Origin of the sequence: Bacillus sp. HMSC036E02, from assembly GCF_001836235.1 — a bacterium.
Taxonomy (GTDB): Bacteria; Bacillota; Bacilli; order Bacillales; family Bacillaceae_G; genus Bacillus_A; species Bacillus_A cereus.
In genome coordinates this window covers 345,049-365,816 of record NZ_KV827857.1, presented here as the reverse complement: position 1 = coordinate 365,816, position 20,768 = coordinate 345,049, and the positions used below count along the sequence as shown (strand labels likewise).

Below are 20,768 nucleotides of genomic sequence, written 5' to 3'. Positions count from 1 at the left end.
TATGAATACGTTACTTAGTTTATCGTGGCATCTAATGGTGCCAGAATTTATTATTCTCGGCGCCGCCATCCTTCTTTCCATATGTGATTTGTTTTTTAAGCTGAACCATAGATATGTAGCTTTTGGTGCGATTGCTGCCATCGTATTGGCAATCGTGTCATTAATTACTCTATATAGCGAACCAGCAGGAGATATTTTAAATGGATCGTTTGTGTTAGATGGATTTTCAAAAGGGTTTAAAACGTTGCTATTAGGTGCCTCAGCTCTCATTTTATGCACCGCAATGAGCGATGATAAGAAGAATCCAATTGAAGATAAGGGTGAATATTATTACTTATTTTTAATGGCACTTCTTGGTGCGATGTTCATGGCTTCTAGTGTTGATTTCATTACCCTTTTCGTTGGTTTGGAGTTACTTTCACTTTCTTCCTATATTTTAGTAGGAATACGAAAAAAGAGCCGTGCATCAAATGAAGCGGCAATGAAATACGTCATTAGCGGAGGAATTGGAACGGCGATTACGCTCTTCGGAATGAGTTATTTATACGGTATTACAGGTTCAACTAACATTGTAGATATGCAAAAGGTACTCACTGGGGAACTCGCTAGTGGTATTCAGTTATTGTTAGCTCTCGCATTTCTTTTATTGCTAGTTGGTCTCTCATTTAAAATTGCCACAGTGCCGTTTCATATGTGGGCACCTGATGTGTATGAAGGAGCGGCTACACCTGTTACTGCTTTTCTTGGAACGATTTCTAAAATTGCTGGTTTCCTACTCATTATTCGTTTGTTCCTTATGGTTTTTGCAAGTGTATTAATACAAGGAGATATGCAATCTTTATATGGGCATATGAGTATATATATTGCGGTGCTAGCAAGTATTACGATGATTGTTGGGAATGTAGTCGCGTTAAAACAATACAATATAAAGCGTTTATTTGCTTATTCGGGCATTGCTCATGCAGGGTATTTACTCGTTCCACTTGTGGCATTATCACCATTTACGATGGATAGCATGTGGTTTTATATGCTGGCATACATGCTTATGAATATAGGTGCATTTGCTATCATCCACGGCTTAATCTTACAAAATGATGAGGAAAATATAACGATTTTCACAGGTTTATATAAAAGGTCGCCATTTGCAGCGATTATGATGACAATTTTTATTTTATCGTTGGCTGGGATACCAGGAACGGCTGGCTTCATTGGAAAGATTAATATCTTTTTAGGCGCGCTTCATGTAGAGCCAGCACATTACGTACTAGCTTCGATTATGATGGGTACGACAGTTGTTTCATTCGTATATTATTTCCGTATTTTACAACAAATGTTTTTCCGCACAGGAGAGACAGAAGAGAGGATACGGTTACCGTTAAATATAAAGGTTGTTATGAGTCTTTGTGCAATTTCGATTGTAATACTAGGGATTATGCCGATGATTGGGTACAATTTCTTTTATGAATATTTTCCATTAATGAAAGATTTCTTCTTCTTAGGGAACGTGGTACAATAGTGAAAATAAAAGGTGTGGAGTCAGTACTCTGCGCTTTTTATTTTGTGTTAACTTGTAATGTAGATATACGTTTTTGGAAAGAAAATCACGATGTAAAATGTAAGATGTCTATGTGCATTTGAAAAAGTGTAGCTCCTACTTATTATGGTATCGTTTTTATATTCTTTCATAAGTAGTAGCTGAGTAAAAAGGGGTCGATTTTTTGGCACAACTTTTAGGGCAACAAGCACTGATTGCCATTGTTTCGCATTTATTGTTTATTACCATTACGTGGTGGGCCTTACAAGGCATTCACATTGAGCGTTTAATGAAGTCCGGAAAAGTGCTGCAGACGCGAGTATTACTCATCTTAATTACAATTGCAATTGGGACATCTGTAAGTAACTTTTTCCTTGATTATTTAGGCTATTCGAAGAGTTTAACGTATTTAGTAAAGTAAGTGTATAGAACCTCAAATCTCCGTTAACAATGGGGATAGGAGGGGATGAAATTGAAGCTTAAAGCCATTCTTATTGTTGCACTTAGTGTTGTTTTATTTTTGGTTGGATATAGAGAGATGAAACCGATAAGCGATGAACAGAAAATGGAGAGCATGATCAAGGCTTTAGAGAAAAATGATGCTAAAGTAGAAAAATGGTCATGGTTAGCGAGAGAAACAAAAACAATTTCTAACATACATACGTTTCAAAAGTTGTTAAACGATGTGAAGGAAAAGGCAAATATTCAAAAGTGGGAAGTAGAGCAATCTCCAGATGGATATAAAGCTACATCCTATAAAAAGCTTTCTTCTTATGAAGAACGAGTAGTAGTAACTTGGAGTAAAGAAAATACTAAAGAAAACACTTTCATTATCTTTGAAGTAAGTGGGGCGAAATGGGACCCGAAGTATGTTCAAAACATGAATAAAATTTTTAGTGAAAAACCTATAATTTACACTTGTGTTCAAGGTGTACTGAATGATAAGATTGAAGGTGTTTTGCAAAATAAAACCAATCAGGTTTTGAAAGATCTTTCAGCAAGAGCGATCGAACAAGTAGAAGAAAGAGCATTTGTGTCAGTCTCCGCATACAATAAAAAGTGGGATGACGCTCTTTCAACAAATAGAGAGAAAATAAATGTGCAAATAGCAATACGTTCTACAGACAACAAAGATACAATTGTGGTTGGCACACCGATCATAACTTCTGAGTATTGAGTGAATAGATACTGAAAAAAGGACACGGAGGGGAATAATTTGGAAAAGATCATCGTCCGTGGCGGAAAGCGGTTAAACGGCACAGTGCGTGTTGAGGGCGCAAAAAATGCTGTATTACCTATAATCGCTGCAGCCCTATTAGCGAGTGATGGAAAGAATGTACTATCTGAAGTACCAGTTTTGTCTGATGTATACACAATTAATGAGGTATTACGTCATTTAAATGCTGAAGTCGTATTTGAAAATAATCAAGTAACAATCGATTCTTCTAAAGAACTAAACATTGAAGCACCATTTGAATATGTACGTAAAATGCGTGCATCTGTTCAAGTAATGGGACCATTATTAGCACGTAACGGTCGTGCTCGTATTGCACTTCCTGGTGGATGTGCAATTGGTTCACGTCCAATTGACCAACATTTAAAAGGCTTCGAAGCAATGGGAGCGAAAGTACAGGTTGGTAACGGTTTTGTTGAGGCATATGTTGAGGGAGAACTAAAAGGAGCTAAAATCTACTTAGACTTCCCAAGCGTAGGCGCGACAGAAAACATTATGTCTGCAGCTACATTAGCAAAAGGGACAACAATTCTTGAAAACGCAGCGAAAGAACCAGAAATCGTTGACTTAGCTAACTTCTTAAATGCGATGGGCGCGAAAGTACGCGGAGCTGGAACTGGAACGATTCGTATCGAAGGCGTTGATAAATTATATGGTGCAAACCACTCTATTATTCCTGACCGTATTGAAGCGGGAACATTCATGGTTGCAGCAGCAATTACTGGTGGAGACATCTTAATTGAAAATGCTGTACCTGAACATTTACGCTCAATTACAGCGAAAATGGAAGAAATGGGTGTTAAAATTATTGAGGAAAACGAAGGTGTACGTGTTATCGGCCCAGATAAGTTAAAAGCGGTTGACATTAAAACTATGCCTCACCCAGGTTTCCCAACAGACATGCAATCACAAATGATGGCATTATTACTACAAGCTGATGGAACAAGCATGATTACAGAAACGGTATTCGAAAACCGCTTTATGCACGTTGAAGAATTCCGTCGTATGAATGCTGATATTAAAATTGAAGGTCGTTCTGTTATTATGAACGGTCCAAACAGCTTACAAGGTGCTGAAGTAGCAGCAACTGACTTACGTGCTGCAGCTGCATTAATCTTAGCTGGTTTAGTATCAGAAGGTTATACTCGTGTAACTGAGTTAAAACATCTTGACCGTGGCTATGTAAACTTCCATAAGAAATTAGCTGCATTAGGTGCAACTATTGAACGTGTAAACGAAAAAGTAGAAGAAGTGAAAGAACAAGAAGTTTCTGATCTTCACGCTTAATTGAAATAGTCTCTATGTCTTTTGACATAGGGGCTATTTTTTTTGGTTATTACTGTTATAGTCAATAAATTCTATACTTATGCACGTACCAGTAAAAATATTTAGAAAATTTCTGTTTTATACTCTTCCCCTTAAGTATGTTCTAAAAGAAAGAGTTGTTCCATAAGAATGAATGGAGTAAAGCTTTTATATTGGGGGAAAATAGGATGAAATTTTCAAAGCCACTTTTTATTACAGTAGCGCTCTTAATAGCGCTCGTTATCATTGTACCTGCAGCCCTTGTTATTCCATTTGCGAAAGCAAAAGTAGGGGAAGAAACGGCCTCTAAAACTCCTCCAGCGATAGAAAGCATACCAGCTCCAGGAAAAGTAGATACAGCTGTTCAAGTTGCTGTATATCGCGAAAAACAGAAGAAGGTAGAAACATTACCAGTGGAGGAGTATGTGACAGGTGTAGTAGCTTCTGAGATGAATGCCAGTTTTGAAATAGAGGCACTAAAGGCGCAGGCATTAGCAGCGAGAACATTTGTAGTACAACGTATGCTAAGCGGAGGAAAGAAAAATAATGCGGACGTGACAGATACGGTGAAAGATCAAGTGTACAAAAGCAAAGATGAATTGAAGAAGCAATGGGGTAATAACTACGAAAATAATTTGAAGAAAATCGAAGAAGCCGTTTCGAAAACAGCAGGACAAGTTTTAACGTATGATGGAAAACCAATTTCAGCATCCTTCTTTTCAACGAGTAATGGCCGAACAGAAAATGCAGCTGACTATTGGGGAAATGATTATCCGTACTTGAAAAGTGTAGATAGTCCGTGGGATCAAGCCTCTCCAAAGTTTACGAGCGAGCAAACATTTACAGTAGCTGATTTTCAAAAACGTCTCGGTGTGAAAGTGCTAGCAGACGGGAAGGTTGGAAATATTAAAGACCTTACGGAAGGAAAGCGCGTAAAGGATGTAGCTTTTCAAGGGAAAACATTAACAGGAAAAGAAGTTCGTGAAAAGTTAGATTTACGTTCTTCTGATTTCACGTGGAAACAACAAGGAGATAAAATCATCGTTACAACGAAAGGCTTCGGTCACGGCGTTGGTATGAGTCAATACGGGGCGAACGGCATGGCAGCGGAAGGAAAGAAATATACAGATATCGTCGCTCATTACTATAAAGGCGTTGAAATAAAGACGATGAATGATTATGAAGGAAAACTGATGGTGAAGAAATAGGTGCAGAACTCTGGCACCTATTTTTTTCTGTTTAAAATATCATAATTTTCCATTAACTGTTTGATATAATAGGATAAAAAGGCATTTGGGGGAGATGAAATGGCGTTACTAGAGTTGAAACAGTTAGGGAAGACGAACCAGTTACCGGAAATTGAGCTAAAGGTTGAAAAAGGACAATGTATTGTTTTGCAATGCAATAATCATACAGCTAAAGTGTTACACCGCATTATTATTGGTGAAGAAGAAGCTTCAACTGGCAACGTACTGTTTGAAGGGGAAGCAATTGGAAAGAAAAATTATTCTCGCATCGGTTTTTGTTTTTTGAAAGATGAAGCATATGATCGTTTGAAGGTGAAGGAATACTTTAAGTTTCTATTAGGACTTTATGAATCAAAGGTAAGTATAGAAGAAGTCGTACAGTATGTTGGTCTCCTAGATAAACTAAACGTTAAAATAGAAAAATTGTCATTTTCAGAGAAGCGCCGTCTTCATATAGGACGAATTATGATTCATCATCCAGATTTAGTCATTTTGGAAGAGCCAGAGCAAAATGTAGATATAGAGAGTACGATTATTATTCGAAAAGCAATTATGAAAATGAAAGAGCAAGGAAAGGCAATCTTTATTACGTCATCTTTCCTATCGGATGCCCTTTCGTTAACAGAGGATGTATACATATTAAACAACGATGGTGTGAAAAAAGTAGAAATTGAACAAGAGGAAGCAGAAGAAGTCGATGAAGAGAAGGTCGTTCAAATAATTCCTCAAATGAAGTTAGAAAGAATACCTGCGAAAGTGAACGATAAAATCATTTTACTTGATCCGATGGAAATCCATTTCATTGAAACACAAAACGGAGTAACACATATTCACGTTCGTGAAGGAGATTTCGTATGCGCTTTAACATTAGGTGAACTAGAAGCAAGGTTAACAGGTTTTGGTTTCTTTAGATGTCATCGCTCGTACCTTGTGAATTTACAAAGAGTGCGAGAAGTGATTACTTGGACTCGTAACAGTTTTAGCTTAATTTTAGACGACGAAAGAAAAAGTTCAATCCCGCTTTCAAAAGGACGAATGGATGAATTAAAAGGTGTTATTGGACTATAAAAGTGCTCCAATAAGCTCAACATGCGATTCATTCACCGGTAAAAATACTCCTTTTACCGGTATTTTAATGCGCCTACCCTTTGTTTTTCATATGATTGAGTCAAGAAAAGCGAAACAAACGAACGAAAAGCGCTAAAGCGACTTTCATCTATAAAGAAGAAAAACAAAGGGGATGAAGAAATGACATTGGCAATTGAAATGAAAGATGTAATGAAAAGTTTCAGTGGAAAAACGGCACTTCGAAATGTAAATATTGAGGTGAAGCAAGGAGAGATATTCGGATTCCTTGGACCGAGTGGATCTGGTAAGACGACAACAGTAAAAATTTTAACTTCTCAATTGCTTCATAGTGTTGGAACGGTAAGAGTATTAGGGAAAGATATTACAGGACCAAGTAGCATCGATTACAAACGAATTGGTATTTTAACAGATAACAGCGGCTTATATGAAAGACTTAGCATTTATGATAACTTACTATTATTTTGTGACTTATACGATTGCAAAAAAGAACGAATCGATGAAGTACTAGCACAAGTGAATTTATTAGATGATAAAAAAACACCAGTAAAAAAATTATCAAAGGGAATGAAGCAACGCGTCACACTAGCAAGAGCAATCCTTCATAAACCAGATATCCTCTTCTTAGACGAACCAACATCTGCACTTGATCCAGTAAACGTACAAAACATTCATAAAATCTTAAAAGACTTAAATAAAGAAGGAACGACGATTTTCTTAACGACTCACAACATGGACGAAGCAGAAACGCTTTGTAACCGCATTGCCTTCCTGTGTGGCGGAGAGATTGTAGCACTTGATACACCGGAGAACCTTCGCTTACAATACGCGAAAGATCAAATACAAGTCGTGTTAAAGGATAAGAAGAAAGAAACGGTACAAAAAGATGAATTAGGTGCAAAACGTATTTCAGAATGGATGAACAAAGGAGAATTACTATCCATTCATTCACACGAACCAACTTTAGGCGATATTTTTATTGAAGTTACTGGGAGGGGATTATAATGACATTTTCAATGAGACGTGTATCAGCTATTTTTAGAAAAGAAGTACAAGATTTTAAGACAAATTCACAAGTGTTGTTAATGGCATTTTTACCAATTATACTTTCATTTTTGTTTAGCAGATTTGGAGCGGGAAAGGAAATGTTAGGCATTACTACTATAACGGCCTTCCTATTTGTCGCAGGCTTTGTTCAATCTATGGTAATTGCAGAAGAAAAAGAAAAACATACATTGCGTGTATTAATGCTATCACCGGCATCTTCGGTTGAAGTTCTACTTGGAAAAAGTATATTAACAGCATGTTTGACATTGGGCATTTGTATTGTGAACTTATTTATTTTGGATCAATTCAGTGGAAATCTATTATTGCTAGGATTTATTTTCTTATGTGGAACAATTCTATTTATTGTGATTGGAACAATGATTGGATTGTTAGCTGCATCTGTACCACAAACATCAATAATTGGAATGCCGATATTAATGACGATGTATTTGGCTGTACAGTTTGAGCCAATGGTTGAAAATAAAGTAATTAAGACGATGATTGGATATCTTCCAACATCTCATATTGTGAAAGCACTTAACAGCTTAGTAGGTGGGGCGGGATTTAGTAGTATTAGTGGGCATGTATTAAATGTTGCAGTTTGGCTTATTATATCGCTCTTTGTATGTTTAATCGTATATAAAAAGAAACAATTAGACTAAAAACTGAGCCAAAAGTGCTCAGTTTTTTCTTTTTTCTATCATTTCCTCGGAAATTTTGCAATTCTCATACATATTTTTACAGATTTTGTCGAAAAGTAATTAGTTATACGTTGTATAGGATACGTGAATATTGTTCAAAATGATTGCTGAGGTGATGATGGAATGCGAGGAAGAAATAATAAAAAGTCGCAAAAGGTAGTACATTTATTTCAAAAAAGATGGGTGTTTCCGGCACTATACATTGCTTGTGCAGCGGTAATCTTAATGGTTGCGCTATGGTTCCAAGGAGCTAATCCGAAGAAGACTCCAAACCACGATCAAGCAACACCGTATACACAATCGGAAGATCCAGCAGTACCAGTAACAAAATCTTCAGAAGTAGTGAAAATGCCAGCTGCCGCGAATGCGGAAGTAGTCGTACAGAAGAAATTCTATGAAGATGCAGCAACTGAGGCGGAACAAGAAAAAGCACTTGTCTTTTATAACAACACATATTCCCCGAACAAAGGAATTGACATTGCTGCGAAGAATGGAAAAGAATTCAATGTTGCTGCTGCTTTAAGTGGTACAGTAACGAAAGCTGAAAAAGATTCACTTCTTGGTTATGTTGTAACAGTTGATAGTGGAAATGGTGTAGCGGTATCTTATCAAAGCTTAGGCAGTGTGAAAGTAGAAAAAGGTGCAAGAGTTGCACAAGGTGAAGTATTAGGAACATCCGGTCTAAGTGCAATGAATAAAGAGGCAGGTTCTCACGTTCACTTTGAAGTACGTAAAGACAATGTGGCTGTGAACCCTGAACGTTACTTAAATAAATCAGTAACAGAAATTAAAGCTGATGCAGGTGCTGCAAAGGCTACGAATGCTTCTGGTAAAAAAGCTGATGACAAATCTCAAAAAGAAGAGAAGTCAACGAGCACGAAACCTGAAAGTAAAACAGAAGACAAGTCTCAAAAAGAAGAGAAATCAACAAGCGGTTCAACTAGTGACAAAAAAGAAGAACCGAAGAAAGAAGAAAAATCAACAAATGGTTCTACAGAATCATCTAACGATTCTTCTTCACAAGAATAATGAAGTGAAAAAATCAGTTCCCACTAGGGGAGCTGATTTTTTTATTTTTATATAAAAATACTCAATTTCGAGAAAAAAGTTGCAATAACAAGGAAAAATGACGAGATTCTCGAATATATATTACAAAAGGGAGGGGATACTGTGTCATTTTTGTTTGTTCTGTCGACTGCTATTATTTTATTGTTTGTTTTATTCACTTTATATTATTACATTGCCGGTAAGAAAGAGGTTCCCCACCATCAATTGTTAGAAGAAGAATTGGAACGAGAAGAATGACACCTTTTATACAAGGTGTCATTTTTTTTCGCTATAATAGTCAGTTTTAACGTATTTCTCACAAAAAAACGTAATTTTTCTTAACTTAGTCCGCAAAAATAGTGAACATGTAGCATATATCAGTAGTGCGGGCAATACAATGGTATAAACCAAAGCAAAGAGAGTGTTTGAGGTGAGAAATCGTGAATCATTTCATTATAAATCCAAGAATGTTTAACGCTTACAAACAGCACTCACACTTACTTCTTAGTCGTATGCAGCGAGGCTCATTTCACCCTTCTCACATCCAAATTAGGGAGGCGAGTGGTGTGCACGATTACATCAAAGAGAGAACTATCAAGATTGGTAAGTATATCGTGGAGACAAGAAAGACAGTGCGTGTCATTGCAAAGGAATTTGGGGTATCAAAGAGTACAGTCCATAAAGATTTAACAGAACGTCTACCAGAAATTAATCCAGAGCTCGCAAATGAAGTGAAAGAAATTCTTGATTATCATAAGTCTATTCGTCATTTAAGAGGGGGAGAAGCAACAAAACAAAAGTATAGAAAAGAAGATGTAGAGAAGCCTGTACGTCAATAATGTTACAGTAGCAAACATTCCGTTCACATTCGGTAATATTTTTCAGAAGAATTCTTTTTGCGAATATTACGTTTCTGTTAAATTTATGATAAAATCAGAAATTAGGTGAAAAGAATTCGGGTGTAACCTGATTTTGAATATCGAGGAGGAAAAAACGGGAATGTTTGCGCGAGATATCGGAATTGACCTAGGTACGGCTAACGTATTAATTCATGTTAAAGGTAAGGGTATTGTATTAAATGAGCCATCTGTTGTGGCAATTGATCGTAATAGTGGTAAAGTATTAGCAGTAGGTGAAGAAGCGAGAAGTATGGTGGGACGTACGCCTGGTAATATTGTAGCAATTCGTCCACTTAAAGATGGTGTAATCGCAGACTTCGAAATTACGGAAGCAATGTTAAAGTATTTCATTAACAAATTGGACGTAAAGAGCTTCTTTTCAAAACCTCGTATTTTAATTTGTTGTCCAACAAATATTACATCAGTAGAACAAAAAGCAATTCGTGAAGCTGCTGAACGTTCAGGTGGTAAAACAGTATTTTTAGAAGAAGAACCAAAAGTAGCCGCAGTTGGTGCTGGTATGGAAATCTTCCAACCAAGCGGTAACATGGTTGTTGATATTGGTGGAGGTACAACAGATATCGCTGTACTATCTATGGGTGATATTGTTACCTCTTCCTCTATCAAAATGGCTGGCGATAAGTTTGATATGGAGATCTTAAACTATATTAAACGTAAGTATAAGCTATTAATTGGAGAACGTACTTCAGAAGATATTAAAATTAAAGTTGGTACAGTATTCCCAGGTGCACGTAGCGAAGAACTTGAAATTCGCGGACGTGACATGGTAACAGGCTTACCACGTACAATTACAGTATGCTCTGAAGAAATTACAGAAGCATTAAAAGAAAATGCAGCTGTTATTGTACAAGCTGCAAAAGGTGTATTAGAGCGCACACCACCAGAATTATCTGCAGATATCATCGACCGCGGTGTTATTCTAACAGGCGGTGGAGCTTTACTACACGGTATCGACATGCTTCTAGCAGAAGAACTAAAAGTACCAGTATTAATTGCTGAAAACCCAATGCACTGCGTTGCGGTTGGTACAGGTATTATGTTAGAGAATATCGACAGATTACCAAAGCGTGCTTTGAGATAATTTGAAAGAACTAAGGCTAATGCCTTAGTTCTTTTTTCGTTTTTATATTTTTTTATTTTGTTTTTTTGCGAAAATGGAAGGAAAATAGAGAAATATGAAGGAAACAGGTAAAATATTCATATATATGGTTAAATTTAATATTTCCTTAATTGAAAACGTTTATAATATAATGAGTCGAATACGACATTAAGGCAAATAATGTTTCAATACATATTGCCTTTCCCTAATTTGGGCATACACTCTTTTCCACCTCCGTGTCAGTTGCAAAAATGTGCAACTATTTTAATGGAATAGAGTGTGTGCATTTTTTTTAGGAAGTTGTGCTAAATATAAAATGTTACTTTGTAATGACAAACAATAAACAAAATGGGATAATAGCAATATGTCCAAGTGGTAAGACCAATATTACAAAAGGGGCGATTGTTACATGCTAAATATAGAACAAATTAAAGAAATCATTCCTCACCGCTATCCATTTTTACTTGTTGATAAAATATTAGAAGTAGATGAAGGAAAAAGAGCGGTTGGGATTAAAAATGTATCCGCAAATGAAGAATTCTTTAACGGACACTTCCCTGACTATGCAGTTATGCCTGGTGTACTTATTGTAGAAGCATTAGCACAAGTCGGAGCAGTTGCAGTATTAAAGAAAGAAGAAAACCGCGGAAGACTTGCTTTCTTTGCAGGTATCGACAATTGCCGTTTCAAAAAACAAGTACGCCCAGGTGATCAACTTCGTCTAGAAGTAGAAATGACACGCGTACGCGGCCCAATTGGAAAAGGAAAAGCAATCGCAACAGTAGATGGCGAAGTTGCATGTGAGGCAGAAATTACATTTGCGATTGGTGATAAAAAAGAATAGATAGTACTAAAAAATCTCCTTGTGAAAAGACAAGGGGATTTTTTAGTTTCTGCTATATAACGATGAAATGATAATATACAAACTAATCAGAAAATATCTTGTAAATAGATGGTAATTACCATATACTTACTTTATTATTTATCTAGAAAACAGGATAAGTGATAAAGGTAATAAAGAAATAAGGGCATTGTCATATTGTTAAGATACTTAAATAAGACAAATTAGAATGTTATTGATTATGATGAGATATGGGGAAAACAGCAAAAAATTAATTAGACGTATGAAATCGAGCATAAAAGAGAGAAAAGGGAAATGTCGCATTTCACAAAAGGAGCTTATGAATATGTTCGGGAGAAAGAAAAGAAAACCATTACGACAATTAATTACACATAAAGAGCCTAAATCGCGTATTACAGAACAATACCGTAACATTCGTACAAACATTGAGTTTACATCTGTAGATAATCATGTTCGTTCTATTATTGTTACTTCAGCCGACCCAGGTGATGGGAAAACAACAACAATCGCAAACTTAGCAGTTGTTTTCGGACAACAAGGAAAGAAAGTTTTATTAATTGGAGCTGACTTGCGTAAGCCGACGATACAAAACTTATTTGCCATTCATATTTCAAATGGGTTAACGAACTTATTATCAGGACAAGCAAAACTTATGCAATGCATTCAAAAAACAGATATAGAGAACGTATACTTAATGGCAGCAGGTCCAATCCCGCCAAACCCAGCAGAACTATTAGGGAGCCGGGCAATGGACGAGGCGTTGCTAGAAGCATATAACATGTTTGATATTATATTAATCGACACACCACCTGTCCTTGCGGTTACAGATGCACAAATACTTGCGAATAAATGTGATGGAATCGTACTCGTTGTACGAAGTGAAAAGACGGAAAAAGATAAAATCGTAAAAGCGAAACAAATATTAGATAAAGCATCAGGAAAAATACTTGGAGTCGTTTTAAACGATAAAAGAGAAGAAAAAGAGCAGTATGGTTATTACTAAAATATGAAAAAGCCAACAAAAAAATGTTGGCTTTTTTGTTTTCTGAAAATTATTTATCAAGTTATACAATGTAAAAAGCATGATATGATAAAATTTTTGGGAAATCATTGGAATGTGTTGTCATATTTAAGATTATTTTGTAAGATTAAACTTGTTTCTTGTGAACAAATATAGAACTGAATTATTAAAAATAAAAAATGTAAGATTTATATGTTATAATTTTTCCTATGTGTAAATTTTAGAAAGTTGGAGGAACTTATGGAAGAAACAATTAGTCTAAAAGATTTATTTCATATCTTAAAAAAACGTTTAGCAATGATCCTCGTAATTGCCTTTGGTGCAGCTATTGTAAGTGCTATCGTTAGCTTTTTCTTTATGACACCAATCTATCAATCTTCGACGCAAATTCTTGTTAACCAGAAGAAGCAAGAGGGTTCTTCAATTCAATTAGGGGAAATACAATCAAATATTCAATTAACGAATACATATAAGGTTATTATTAAAAGTCCAGTAATCTTAGATCAAGTAAATGAAAAATTAAATTTAAATATGACAGCGCAAGCTTTAACAGGAAAGATTAATGTTGCGAATGAAAAAGATTCACAAGTAATCTCTTTAACAGTTGAAGATAAGGATCCAAAGCTAGCCCGTGATATTGCAAATGCAACTGCAGATGTATTTAAAGGTGAAGTTGCAAAAATTATGAGCGTTGATAACGTAACAGTATTATCTAAAGCAGAAGTTGCAGAAAATCAATCTCCAATTAAACCGCGTCCAATGTTAAATGTGGCAATTGCTTTCGTTGTTGGTTTAATGGCTTCAGTTGGTCTTGCGTTCTTACTAGAATATTTAGATAACACAGTGAAAAAAGAAGAAGATGTAGAAAACTTACTTGGGTTACCAGTATTAGGGATTGTAGCTCGTATGGATGAAGAAACAATGAACGTGAAATCGCACGCTCCATCATCAAGAAAAGTGAGGGGACAAACAATTGGCTCTTAATTTATTTAAAAAGAAAAAGAATCATCGTCAACGCCGTCAATTAATTGCTCATCAACAACCGAAATCACCAATTTCAGAACAATATCGTAATATTCGAACGAATATTGAATTTGCAGCTGTTGATACGAATTTACATTCATTAATGGTCACGTCTGCAAACCCGAGTGAAGGGAAAACGACAACGACAGCGAATATGGCAGTTGTGTTTGCTCAACAAGGAAAAAAAGTATTATTAATTGATGCAGATATGCGTAAACCAGCAATGCATCAAATGTTCCAAGTAGACAACATTTTTGGACTTACGAATGTACTAACACATAGTGAACGTTTAGAAAAATGTGTACAGACGACATCTGTAGACAATCTACACTTTTTAGCTTGTGGTCCGATCCCACCAAACCCGGCCGAATTGTTAGGCTCAAAATCAATGAAAGAACTTCTTGGACAAGCATACAGTATGTACGATTTAGTTATTTTTGATATGCCGCCAATTTTAGCTGTAACGGATGCGCAAATTATGGCAAATGTATGTGATGCTTCTATTCTTGTTGTTCGTAGTGAATCAACAGAGAAAGAAACAGCGGTAAAAGCAAAAGGATTGTTAGAATCGGCTAAAGGTAAATTGTTGGGTGTTGTTCTGAATGATCGTGAACGTGAAGAAGGCTTATATTATTACTACGGTGCAAACTAATTTTAAAGTGAGATATGGTAAAAACATATCTCCTTTTTTCCCTTGAATATGAGCAATATCTCATATTCAAGGGAAAAAAGATCTTTATAGGAGAGAGGGAGGATGAAACAAATGATAGATTTACATTGTCACATTTTACCTGGTATCGATGACGGTGCACAGACAGTAACAGATAGTTTAGCAATGGCACAACAAGCCGTGTCAGAAGGAATACATACTATTGTCGCAACACCACATCATCAAAATGGTAAATATATAAATGAACGTACCTCAATTATTCATCACGTAAAACAACTAAATGATGAACTACAACAACATAATATTCCACTTACTATTTTACCTGGGCAAGAGGTCAGGTTATATGGCGATTTATTAGAAGACTATGAAGCTGATAAAATCGTTACTTTAAATGAAACAAATAAATATATATTCATTGAATTTCCATCGAATCACGTACCACGTTATGCCGAACAATTATTATACGAATTACGTGTAAAAGGAATGATTCCAATTATCGTTCATCCAGAACGTAATGCCGAGTTAATCGAGCGGCCAGATAAGTTATATAACCTTGTAAATAAAGGTGCATTAACACAAGTGACAGCAGGGAGTTTGCTTGGGAAATTCGGTAAAAAAATTAAAAAGTTTTCACTTCAACTTGTAGAACATAATTTAACGCATATGGTCGCTTCAGATGCACATAACACGACATCGAGAGGATTTCATTTAGCGGAAAGCTATGAACTAATTGAGAAAGAATTCGGAATGAATGTTATGAGTGATTTGAAAGAAAATCCGTACTTATTAATTAGCGGGAAGGCAATTTATAAAGAAGATCCAGAACAAATTCGTCGTAAAAAATTGTTTGGTATTTTTTAAATAAAGAATTGGTGATGTCTCCTAACCGTTATCAATGGGGGCACTCGGTCGTGCTGTGGGTAGAAAATTTATTTTCGAACCTACCTTAGACGCTTGTCGTCGGGAGTATGACGTGAGGATGGGTTAGATGCCCATAATTTATTTCTAATAGAAACTCTACCTATAGAGTTATAAAAATAACTTTATAGGTAGGGTTTTTGTTATTGTTACATATAGATAAAAGAATGTAAGGGGGAATATAATTGAAAAAAGTAAGAAAGGCGATAATCCCAGCTGCTGGTCTTGGGACAAGATTTTTACCAGCGACAAAAGCGATGCCGAAAGAAATGTTACCAATTGTCGATAAACCGACGATTCAATACATAGTAGAAGAAGCGATAGAATCAGGAATTGAAGATATTATTATTGTTACTGGAAAAGGTAAACGTGCCATTGAAGATCATTTTGATCATTCTTTCGAATTAGAACAAAGCCTTTTAGAAAAAGGGAAGCATGAGATGCTAGAAAAAGTACAAGCTTCTTCAAAAATTAATATTCATTACATAAGACAAAAGGAACCAAAAGGGCTGGGACACGCAGTATGGTGTGCACGTAAATTTATTGGAAATGAACCATTTGCAGTATTACTTGGTGATGATATTGTGCAAGCAAAAACACCATGTTTACGTCAATTAATGGATCAATATGAAGGTACACAGTCGTCAGTTATTGGTGTACAAACAGTGCCTGAAAACGAAACACATCGCTATGGTATTATCGATCCGATTGAACAAAGCGATCGCCGTTATCAAGTACGTCAATTTGTGGAGAAGCCAGCTCAAGGAACTGCACCATCAAATTTAGCAATTATGGGACGCTACGTATTAACACCAGAAATCTTTATGTTTCTTGAAAATCAACAAACAGGTGCTGGTGGGGAAATTCAGTTAACAGATGCGATTCAACGTTTAAATGAAATTCAGAGAGTGTTTGCTTATGATTTTGAAGGAACACGTTATGATGTGGGAGAAAAACTTGGATTTATTAAAACAACCATTGAAGTAGCATTACAGCAGACTGAATTGAAAGAAGAGTTAATAGATTATATACGTGCACTCGCAATGAAGGAAAGTGTACATGTATAAATGTGAGGTGAGAAGGATTGGATCTGGCAAAAGTCTCGAGTAGAGATGTAGCAAAAGAAAAAAATGAAGAAATTGATTTCGAAAAGGTAAATAGCCGTAAAGTATATTTAGTATCTAAGCGTTGTATGGATTTTATTGGGGCATTATGTGGATTAATAGTATTATCGCCAATTTTTATTGTTATAGCATTTTTAATTAAATATGAAGATTCAAAAGGCCCTGTGTTTTTTAAGCAAGTTCGTGTTGGCAAAAACGGAAAAGAATTTTATATGTACAAGTTTCGTTCAATGGTAACAGATGCGGAAGAAAAATTACAAGATTTATTAAAATATAATGAAGTGTCTGGTGCAATGTTTAAAATGAAGGAAGATCCTCGTGTCACAAGAATCGGTAAATTTATACGAAAAACAAGTCTTGATGAGTTACCACAACTATTAAATGTATTAAAAGGTGAAATGAGTCTAGTTGGTCCACGTCCACCACTTCCAAGAGAAGTGGAGGAATATACACAATATGATAAACAAAGATTATTTGTTACTCCTGGATGTGCAGGACTGTGGCAGGTAACTGAGAGAAATAGTGTAGGTTTTAAAGAAATGGTAGAGTTAGATTTAGAATATATTAATAAGAGAAGCCTATCCTATGATTTGAAGATTATTTTGAAAACAATTCAAATTATGATTAGGTCTAATGGTGCATCTTAGTAGTTAATGACAGAAAAGAGGTCAAAGAAAATGGATAAAAAGATATGTGTAATGGGATTGGGATATATTGGTTTACCTACTGCAAGTTTACTAGCAACAAAAGGATTTCAAGTGCATGGTGTTGATGTAAATAAAAATGCAGTTGAAATGATTAATAGTGGAAAAGTACATATTTATGAACCAGATTTAGATATTTTAGTTAAAGCAGCGGTACAAAGTGGGAAATTAAAAGCTTCATTACAGCCTGAAGAAGCAGATATTTTCATTTTGGCAGTGCCGACACCATTTAAAGATGGTCATAAACCAGATTTAGCATATGTAGAGGCCGCTGCAAAAACAATTGCTCCTGTTATAAAAAATGGAGATATTATTATTCTTGAATCCACAAGTCCAATCGGCACAACCGAAAAAGTTGCAGAATGGATTTTAGAGGAGCGTTCGGACTTAACAACTTCTGAAGAGATGCATAGTGATAAAGGAAGAGTTTATGTGGCTCATTGCCCAGAACGTGTATTACCAGGGCATATTTTAAAGGAACTAGTAGAAAACGATCGTATTATTGGTGGGTTGGATAAAGAATCTACCAAACGTACGGTTGAATTTTATAAACAATTTGTAAAAGGGAAAATTTTAGATACGAATGCTAGAACAGCAGAAATGGCGAAATTGACTGAGAATTCATTCCGTGATGTAAATATTGCTTTTGCAAACGAGCTATCCTTAATATGTGACAAGTTAAATATTAATGTTTGGGAATTAATTCGTTTAGCAAATCGTCACCCTCGTGTGAATATTTTACAGCCTGGCCCAGGTGTAGGGGGACATTGTATTGCTGTAGATCCTTGGTTTATTGTAGATGCTGCGCCGGAAGAAGCTAAACTTATACATACTGCGAGAAATGTTAATGATTATAAACCAATGTATGTAGTTGAAAAAGTAAAAGAAAAAGCAGATAGATTTAAAAATCCAGTCATTGCTTGTTTGGGATTAGCGTTTAAAGCAAATATTGATGACTTACGTGAAAGTCCAGCGTTAGAAATTGTGAAAAAATTAGCGGGGCTAAATATTGGTAAGGTAATTGCTGTTGAACCACACGTAAATGAATTACCGAAATCCTTGAAAGATGAGAATATTTCACTTCTTACAATTGAGGATGCTGTAATGCAGTCAGATATTATTTTAGTATTAGTGGATCATGAAATTTTTGGTTCAATTGACTTCGATCAATTAAAGGAAAAAGTTGTAATCGATACAAAAGGATTTATTAAATAATTTATAAACTATTTTGGAGGGCAAGAATGTCAAGGTTCTTACAGAGAGTACGCAAGTTAAGGAGAAAACCAGCCCATATAATTGCTCGCAAGATAGCTCAAAAATCGTATGAGGCTATATATTATAAAGGACGTAAATTAGTTGTTGCGAAAAATTTAATAGATGTGGAACAAGAAGCTTTTAAGAATTTCCAACCACTATGTAATTTTTTATTTGAAACAAGAGATAAATTAAATTATATGAGCAAATTAAAAAAATTGGGTGGAGAGGCAGAACTTATTGGGGATGCTGAAAAAATATATAATCATACCTTTAATTTATTAGGTTCTGGTGATGCTCAATTAGGGAAGAATATATTATGGAATAAGGACTTTAAAACAGGATTTATTTGGGATAATCAGTTTTATAAAGAAATTAAAATAATTGACTTGCAGAATAAAGCTGATGTCAAGGTACCATGGGAGTTATCAAGATTCCAGCATGTTTTTACACTAGGGAAAGCATATTGGGTAATGGAAGATGAAAAATATGCAGTTGAGTTTAAAGAACAGATAATAGATTGGATAGAGAAGAATCCTGTTGAGATGTCTGTGAATTGGACATGTACAATGGACGTAGCAATTAGGGCTGTAAATTGGATAGTTGGTTATTGTCTTTTCAGAGATTCGAGAGAAATAGATAAGGATTTTTGGGAAGTTTTCAATAAGAGTTTATATATGCACGGAAAGTTTATTTATAAAAATTTAGAGAATAAAGGTGAACATACTGGTAATCATTATTTATCTAATATAGTAGGATTAGTCTGGTTAGGGTTATATTTCAAGCAGTTTAGTCTCTCCTCAGTCTTTAATAGTAATACTCCCGAGAAGTGGTTAGCGTATGGAGTAGCTGAACTAGAAAAAGAGATGTTTGTACAAGTAAATGAAGATGGGACAAATTATGAAGCCTCTACCTCGTATCATAGATTGGTAACCGAATTATTTTTAATTACAACTATATTATGTAAGGAAAATAGTATTAACTTTTCTGAAAATTATGTTGAGCGTTTAGAAAAAATGTGTGATTTCTTAATGTATTTAAATCAACCTAATGGAAAAAGTCCGTTAATTGGGGATGCGGATGACGGAAGACTTATTATTTTTTCTAACTATGGTTCCTGGAATAAAAATGACTTTCGACATCTACTAGCAATTGCAGGTGAATTTTTCAATAGGGATGATTTTCGGTATTTTGGTTTAGACTATAGGGAGGATGCCCTATGGTGTACGGGAAGCTGGACTGATATCGAGCAGCAGTTCTTATTGGAATCTAAAGCATTTAGCAGTGGTGGATATTACATCTTACGGAATGAGGATGTATATTGCTGTATTCGATGCGGGGAATTATCGTTTAGAGGACAGGGAGCACATAGCCATAATGATCAGTTAAGCTTTACTTTAAGCGTTGCTGGCGAAGATATTTTTATTGATTCAGGCACATTTACGTATACAGCTGATTATAAAATGCGAAACTTATTTAGAAGCACGAGTGTGCATAATACGCTTGAAATCCCACCATATGAACAAAATGATTTTGAGAAATATCATTTATTTGAGATGGCAGAACAAAGTTTCTCAAAAGGTAATTATTTTAAAGATAGTAAATTTGTAGGTCAGCATAGAGGGTATTTAAAAAAATGTGGGGTAATTCATGAGAGGGCTATATATTTAGAGGGAAATAAGATAAATATCAAGGATAATGTAATAGGTGAAAAAACTTTTGACCAGTGTAAATTTAATTTCATTCTAGATCCTGAAGTTAAGGTCAAATTTGAAGGAAACAAGGTACATATTTCAAAAAAACATGTTTATGGAGTCTTACAAGTAAATAAAAATATGAAAATAGATCATGAAGCTATTTTTGTTTCTGATGGTTATGGGAGGAAAAAGGAAAGTATAAAGTTAGTGGTGAAAACTTCTGCCTCTCACCTAGAGACATCTTTAGTATTTAAAAATTATAAGGATGATTAGTT

At 35.3% G+C, this 20,768-nt stretch carries 21 protein-coding genes; all 21 read left to right on the top strand.

Going from position 1 to position 20,768, the window contains the following annotated elements; translation table 11 throughout:
- Position 1: 1 nt before the first annotated feature.
- A complete protein-coding gene (nuoN, locus tag HMPREF2590_RS22985; RefSeq protein WP_002097922.1) occupies positions 2–1,516 on the top strand; it encodes an NADH-quinone oxidoreductase subunit NuoN in 1,515 nt (504 codons plus the stop codon).
- 202 nt (positions 1,517–1,718) lie between these two features.
- Positions 1,719–1,955, top strand: a complete 237-nt coding sequence (locus HMPREF2590_RS22980) for a DUF1146 family protein (RefSeq protein ID WP_000057889.1) — start codon at positions 1,719–1,721, stop codon at positions 1,953–1,955.
- A 51-nt stretch (positions 1,956–2,006) separates the two neighbouring features.
- The gene (locus HMPREF2590_RS22975; RefSeq protein ID WP_000767916.1) at positions 2,007–2,711 is read left to right on the top strand and encodes a YwmB family TATA-box binding protein; all 705 of its coding nucleotides are present in this window, start codon (positions 2,007–2,009) and stop codon (positions 2,709–2,711) included.
- 39 nt (positions 2,712–2,750) lie between these two features.
- The gene (gene murA / locus HMPREF2590_RS22970) at positions 2,751–4,055 is read left to right on the top strand and encodes a UDP-N-acetylglucosamine 1-carboxyvinyltransferase (protein ID WP_000411274.1); all 1,305 of its coding nucleotides are present in this window, start codon (positions 2,751–2,753) and stop codon (positions 4,053–4,055) included.
- Between the two features lie 206 nt (positions 4,056–4,261).
- A complete protein-coding gene (gene spoIID, locus HMPREF2590_RS22965; protein WP_000672663.1) occupies positions 4,262–5,281 on the top strand; it encodes a stage II sporulation protein D in 1,020 nt (339 codons plus the stop codon).
- Positions 5,282–5,380: 99 nt separating this feature from the next.
- Positions 5,381–6,388: a LytTR family transcriptional regulator DNA-binding domain-containing protein gene (locus HMPREF2590_RS22960; protein ID WP_001185959.1), complete on the top strand. Its 1,008-nt coding sequence runs from the start codon at positions 5,381–5,383 to the stop codon at positions 6,386–6,388.
- A gap of 180 nt (positions 6,389–6,568) precedes the next feature.
- Positions 6,569–7,411, top strand: coding sequence for an ABC transporter ATP-binding protein (locus HMPREF2590_RS22955; protein ID WP_000170864.1), 843 nt, complete (start codon positions 6,569–6,571; stop codon positions 7,409–7,411).
- The gene (locus tag HMPREF2590_RS22950) at positions 7,411–8,115 is read left to right on the top strand and encodes an ABC transporter permease (protein ID WP_000144442.1); all 705 of its coding nucleotides are present in this window, start codon (positions 7,411–7,413) and stop codon (positions 8,113–8,115) included. The genes HMPREF2590_RS22955 and HMPREF2590_RS22950 overlap by 1 nt, the downstream gene beginning before the upstream one ends.
- A 162-nt stretch (positions 8,116–8,277) precedes the next feature.
- Positions 8,278–9,183, top strand: a complete 906-nt coding sequence (gene spoIIQ / locus HMPREF2590_RS22945; protein ID WP_001214926.1) for a stage II sporulation protein SpoIIQ — start codon at positions 8,278–8,280, stop codon at positions 9,181–9,183.
- A gap of 141 nt (positions 9,184–9,324) precedes the next feature.
- The gene (locus HMPREF2590_RS22940) at positions 9,325–9,459 is read left to right on the top strand and encodes a hypothetical protein (protein WP_000008903.1); all 135 of its coding nucleotides are present in this window, start codon (positions 9,325–9,327) and stop codon (positions 9,457–9,459) included.
- Between the two features lie 308 nt (positions 9,460–9,767).
- Entirely contained in the window at positions 9,768–10,040 is a 273-nt protein-coding gene (spoIIID, locus tag HMPREF2590_RS22935; protein WP_000544012.1) for a sporulation transcriptional regulator SpoIIID, read from the top strand.
- A gap of 160 nt (positions 10,041–10,200) precedes the next feature.
- On the top strand, positions 10,201–11,202 hold the full coding sequence (mreB, locus tag HMPREF2590_RS22930) for a rod shape-determining protein (protein ID WP_000457978.1): 1,002 nt from the start codon (positions 10,201–10,203) through the stop codon (positions 11,200–11,202).
- A 427-nt stretch (positions 11,203–11,629) separates the two neighbouring features.
- Positions 11,630–12,064, top strand: coding sequence for a 3-hydroxyacyl-ACP dehydratase FabZ (gene fabZ, locus HMPREF2590_RS22925; RefSeq protein WP_000931959.1), 435 nt, complete (start codon positions 11,630–11,632; stop codon positions 12,062–12,064).
- A gap of 343 nt (positions 12,065–12,407) precedes the next feature.
- Positions 12,408–13,085, top strand: a complete 678-nt coding sequence (locus HMPREF2590_RS22920) for a CpsD/CapB family tyrosine-protein kinase (protein ID WP_000467941.1) — start codon at positions 12,408–12,410, stop codon at positions 13,083–13,085.
- A 258-nt stretch (positions 13,086–13,343) separates the two neighbouring features.
- Complete coding sequence (locus HMPREF2590_RS22915; protein WP_000393110.1) at positions 13,344–14,087, top strand: YveK family protein; 744 nt, start codon at positions 13,344–13,346, stop codon at positions 14,085–14,087.
- Positions 14,077–14,778 carry a CpsD/CapB family tyrosine-protein kinase gene (locus HMPREF2590_RS22910; RefSeq protein ID WP_001207164.1) on the top strand — a complete coding sequence of 234 codons (702 nt, stop codon included), beginning with the start codon at positions 14,077–14,079 and terminating at the stop codon, positions 14,776–14,778. The genes HMPREF2590_RS22915 and HMPREF2590_RS22910 overlap by 11 nt, the downstream gene beginning before the upstream one ends.
- A gap of 111 nt (positions 14,779–14,889) precedes the next feature.
- On the top strand, positions 14,890–15,657 hold the full coding sequence (locus HMPREF2590_RS22905; protein ID WP_002097926.1) for a tyrosine-protein phosphatase: 768 nt from the start codon (positions 14,890–14,892) through the stop codon (positions 15,655–15,657).
- 242 nt (positions 15,658–15,899) lie between these two features.
- Positions 15,900–16,781 (top strand): UTP--glucose-1-phosphate uridylyltransferase BpsC, encoded by an 882-nt coding sequence (gene bpsC, locus HMPREF2590_RS22900; protein ID WP_050822177.1) that lies wholly within the window; start codon positions 15,900–15,902, stop codon positions 16,779–16,781.
- Between the two features lie 17 nt (positions 16,782–16,798).
- The gene (locus tag HMPREF2590_RS22895; RefSeq protein ID WP_000362293.1) at positions 16,799–17,485 is read left to right on the top strand and encodes a sugar transferase; all 687 of its coding nucleotides are present in this window, start codon (positions 16,799–16,801) and stop codon (positions 17,483–17,485) included.
- A gap of 30 nt (positions 17,486–17,515) precedes the next feature.
- Positions 17,516–18,757 carry a UDP-N-acetyl-D-mannosamine dehydrogenase gene (wecC, locus tag HMPREF2590_RS22890; protein ID WP_000358344.1) on the top strand — a complete coding sequence of 414 codons (1,242 nt, stop codon included), beginning with the start codon at positions 17,516–17,518 and terminating at the stop codon, positions 18,755–18,757.
- 26 nt (positions 18,758–18,783) lie between these two features.
- A complete protein-coding gene (locus HMPREF2590_RS22885) occupies positions 18,784–20,766 on the top strand; it encodes an alginate lyase family protein (protein WP_000086027.1) in 1,983 nt (660 codons plus the stop codon).
- Positions 20,767–20,768 lie beyond the last annotated feature (2 nt).

What these genes read in the sequence shown, in the direction of transcription:
- nuoN (WP_002097922.1), top strand. Translation starts at nt 2, where the DNA reads ATGAATACGTTACTTAGTTTATCGTGGCATCTAATGGTGCCAGAATTT.
- spoIID (WP_000672663.1), top strand. Translation starts at nt 4,262, where the DNA reads ATGAAATTTTCAAAGCCACTTTTTATTACAGTAGCGCTCTTAATAGCG.
- HMPREF2590_RS22960 (WP_001185959.1), top strand. Translation starts at nt 5,381, where the DNA reads ATGGCGTTACTAGAGTTGAAACAGTTAGGGAAGACGAACCAGTTACCG.
- HMPREF2590_RS22955 (WP_000170864.1), top strand. Translation starts at nt 6,569, where the DNA reads ATGACATTGGCAATTGAAATGAAAGATGTAATGAAAAGTTTCAGTGGA.
- HMPREF2590_RS22950 (WP_000144442.1), top strand. Translation starts at nt 7,411, where the DNA reads ATGACATTTTCAATGAGACGTGTATCAGCTATTTTTAGAAAAGAAGTA.
- spoIIQ (WP_001214926.1), top strand. Translation starts at nt 8,278, where the DNA reads ATGCGAGGAAGAAATAATAAAAAGTCGCAAAAGGTAGTACATTTATTT.
- mreB (WP_000457978.1), top strand. Translation starts at nt 10,201, where the DNA reads ATGTTTGCGCGAGATATCGGAATTGACCTAGGTACGGCTAACGTATTA.
- fabZ (WP_000931959.1), top strand. Translation starts at nt 11,630, where the DNA reads ATGCTAAATATAGAACAAATTAAAGAAATCATTCCTCACCGCTATCCA.
- HMPREF2590_RS22920 (WP_000467941.1), top strand. Translation starts at nt 12,408, where the DNA reads ATGTTCGGGAGAAAGAAAAGAAAACCATTACGACAATTAATTACACAT.
- HMPREF2590_RS22915 (WP_000393110.1), top strand. Translation starts at nt 13,344, where the DNA reads ATGGAAGAAACAATTAGTCTAAAAGATTTATTTCATATCTTAAAAAAA.
- HMPREF2590_RS22905 (WP_002097926.1), top strand. Translation starts at nt 14,890, where the DNA reads ATGATAGATTTACATTGTCACATTTTACCTGGTATCGATGACGGTGCA.
- wecC (WP_000358344.1), top strand. Translation starts at nt 17,516, where the DNA reads ATGGATAAAAAGATATGTGTAATGGGATTGGGATATATTGGTTTACCT.
- HMPREF2590_RS22885 (WP_000086027.1), top strand. Translation starts at nt 18,784, where the DNA reads ATGTCAAGGTTCTTACAGAGAGTACGCAAGTTAAGGAGAAAACCAGCC.